Source organism: Streptomyces sp. NPDC048415 (genome assembly GCF_040651675.1).
In the GTDB taxonomy this organism is placed as follows: domain Bacteria; phylum Actinomycetota; class Actinomycetes; order Streptomycetales; family Streptomycetaceae; genus Streptomyces.
The window spans coordinates 1-2,917 of record NZ_JBEZKJ010000208.1; the positions used below are offsets into that span (position 1 = coordinate 1).

5 protein-coding genes and 1 pseudogene are annotated in these 2,917 nt (G+C 65.5%); all 6 read left to right on the forward strand.

Features of this window, described 5'->3' with window-relative positions:
* Window positions 1–187 precede the first annotated feature (187 nt).
* Window positions 188–1,024, forward strand: coding sequence for a type I methionyl aminopeptidase (gene map / locus AB0D27_RS45255; RefSeq protein WP_362521466.1), 837 nt, complete (start codon window positions 188–190; stop codon window positions 1,022–1,024).
* A 141-nt stretch (window positions 1,025–1,165) separates the two neighbouring features.
* Entirely contained in the window at window positions 1,166–1,387 is a 222-nt protein-coding gene (gene infA, locus AB0D27_RS45260; RefSeq protein WP_003948620.1) for a translation initiation factor IF-1, read from the forward strand.
* 70 nt (window positions 1,388–1,457) lie between these two features.
* Window positions 1,458–1,571, forward strand: coding sequence for a 50S ribosomal protein L36 (gene rpmJ / locus AB0D27_RS45265; protein WP_003998809.1), 114 nt, complete (start codon window positions 1,458–1,460; stop codon window positions 1,569–1,571).
* 226 nt (window positions 1,572–1,797) lie between these two features.
* Complete coding sequence (rpsM, locus tag AB0D27_RS45270) at window positions 1,798–2,178, forward strand: 30S ribosomal protein S13 (RefSeq protein ID WP_266455950.1); 381 nt, start codon at window positions 1,798–1,800, stop codon at window positions 2,176–2,178.
* Between the two features lie 66 nt (window positions 2,179–2,244).
* Window positions 2,245–2,649: a 30S ribosomal protein S11 gene (gene rpsK, locus AB0D27_RS45275; protein WP_003956432.1), complete on the forward strand. Its 405-nt coding sequence runs from the start codon at window positions 2,245–2,247 to the stop codon at window positions 2,647–2,649.
* Window positions 2,650–2,798: 149 nt separating this feature from the next.
* A pseudogene (locus AB0D27_RS45280) lies at window positions 2,799–2,917 on the forward strand (DNA-directed RNA polymerase subunit alpha); the annotation flags it as partial.

Sequence of the window (2,917 nt, forward strand, 5' to 3'; positions counted from 1 at the left end):
GCCGCGGCCGACGTCTGTGGCAGGCCGGGTTCGCCCCCTCCGCCCCTACCCGTCCCGTTACCTGGGGGGCTCCGCTCCCCAGCCCCCCGTATCGCGCTTCGCGCTCGTCCTCAAGCGCCGGACGGGCTGTAACCCCCCTTATCTTTGAAGTGTTCGTCCTCTCCGGTTCAGAAAGGCCGCTGCCGACATGGTGCAGATCAAGACCCCCGAGCAGATCGCCAAGATGCGCGAGGCGGGGCTGGTCGTCGCCGCCATTCATGCGGCCACGCGTGAGGCGGCCGTGCCCGGTGCCACCACCAGGGATCTCGACGAGGTCGCCCGCAAGGTGCTCGCCGAGCACGGGGCGAAGTCGAACTTCCTCGGGTACGGCGGATTCCCCGCCACCATCTGCACCTCGGTCAACGAGGTCGTCGTCCATGGCATCCCCGATGACAAGACCGTCCTCAAGGACGGGGACATCATCTCCATCGACTGCGGCGCGATCGTGGACGGCTGGCACGGCGACGCCGCGTACACCGCCTTCGTGGGCTCCGGTCACGCCCCGGAGCTGGTCGAGCTCTCCCGGGTGACCGAGGAGTCGATGTGGGCGGGTATCGCGGCGATGAAGCAGGGCAACCGGCTCGTCGACGTCTCCCGCGCGATCGAGACGTACATCCGCCGCCAGCCCAAGCCCGGCGGCGGCAAGTACGGGATCGTCGAGGACTACGGCGGCCACGGCATCGGCACCGAGATGCACATGGACCCGCATCTGCTGAACTATGTCGAGCGCAAGCGCGGCAAGGGCCCCAAGCTGGTGCCCGGCTTCTGCCTCGCCATCGAGCCGATGGTGTCCCTGGGCACCCCGAAGACCGAGGTCCTCGAGGACGACTGGACGGTCATCACCACGGACGGCACATGGTCCTCCCACTGGGAGCATTCCGTGGCGCTGACGGAAGAGGGCCCGCTGGTCCTCACCGCGCCCGACGGGGGCAAGGCCAAGCTCGCCGAGCACGGAATCACCGCTGCCCCGGACCCGTTGGCTTAATGATCTCCGTAGCCGGGCATTCTCCCTCGATTCGTCTTTCAGGGTGCCCTGACGTAGACTGACTCGTCGGCTCTCGTGCACCCGCATGTCTGCATGCGCTCGCGCGGAGTCGATCAAGGTAGTCGATTCGAAGGGCGAAGCGTGGCCAAGAAGCAAGGTGCCATCGAGATCGAGGGCACTGTCGTCGAGTCTCTTCCGAACGCCATGTTCAAGGTAGAGCTCCAGAACGGCCACCAGGTTCTGGCACACATCAGCGGCAAGATGCGTATGCACTACATCCGCATCCTCCCTGACGACCGGGTCGTGGTGGAGCTGTCTCCGTACGACCTGACACGTGGCCGGATCGTCTACCGGTACAAGTAGATCTTGCCTTTACTCCGTGTCCCCGGTTCCGGGGCGCGGGTGGTGGCACTGACCCGGAGAACCTCACCTAATGAAGGTCAAGCCGAGCGTCAAGAAGATCTGCGACAAGTGCAGGGTGATCCGCCGTCACGGTCGGGTCATGGTCATCTGCGAAAACCCGCGCCACAAGCAGCGCCAGGGCTGACGCACGACCGAACCTTCTGCACCCGCAGAAACTTCGCGCGACGCAAGCAGTACATGTTCATACGCAGAATCCAGGGCTGAGTCTCCTCAGGCCTGACACCCCCGGTCGGAGGCCGGGGACCCGGTTCGTACCGAATCTTCGGCTGTGTCTTCCGAACAGCGTGAAGAGGACGGCGGGCGGGAATCGGTTCTGCGGAAGACCTCCGAACGACAACTGGAGCCATTGAATGGCACGCGTTTCCGGTGTTGACATCCCGCGCGAAAAGCGTGTGGAGGTCGCCCTCACCTACGTGTTCGGCATCGGCCGGACCCTCTCGCAGAAGACGCTGGCCGAGACCGGCGTGAACCCCGACACCCGCGTTCGTGACCTCTCCGAGGAGGAGCTGGTCCGGATCCGCGAGTACGTCGACGCCAACTTCAAGACCGAGGGTGACCTCCGTCGCGAGGTGCAGGCCGACATCCGCCGCAAGGTCGAGATCGGCTGCTACCAGGGTCTGCGTCACCGTCGCGGTCTGCCCGTTCACGGGCAGCGCACCAGCACGAACGCTCGTACCCGCAAGGGCCCGCGTCGCGCCATCGCCGGTAAGAAGAAGCCGGGCAAGAAGTAGTCCTCAGCGGACGCTTGACCAAGCGGTCTTCGCTGTAGGACCGACCACCTCCCGTAGGAGTAATAGATGCCCCCCAAGGGTCGTCAGGGCGCTGCCAAGAAGGTGCGCCGCAAGGAAAAGAAGAACGTCGCTCACGGCCACGCGCACATCAAGAGCACGTTCAACAACACGATCGTCTCGATCACGGACCCCTCGGGCAACGTGATCTCCTGGGCCTCCGCCGGCCACGTCGGCTTCAAGGGCTCGCGCAAGTCCACTCCCTTCGCCGCGCAGATGGCCGCCGAGTCGGCCGCTCGCCGCGCGCAGGAGCACGGCATGCGCAAGGTTGACGTCTTCGTGAAGGGCCCGGGCTCCGGTCGCGAGACCGCGATCCGCTCCCTCCAGGCCACGGGCCTCGAGGTCGGCTCCATCCAGGACGTCACCCCCACCCCGCACAACGGCTGCCGTCCGCCCAAGCGCCGCCGCGTCTGACGCACGGTTGTCTTAAGTTTTTCCGGGGGTCCGGGCGGTACGGCACTTTGGTGACGTACCGCCCGTACCCTTGTAGCTGTTACACATCGGGCTACCGCCCGGTGGCAAGGGCATCAAATAGTGGGTGCCCCTGACCGAAGGACTCCTTCATGCTTATTGCTCAGCGCCCGTCGCTGACCGAAGAGGTCGTCGACGAGTTCCGCTCCCGGTTCGTGATCGAGCCGCTGGAGCCGGGCTTCGGTTACACCCTCGGCAACTCCCTGCGTCG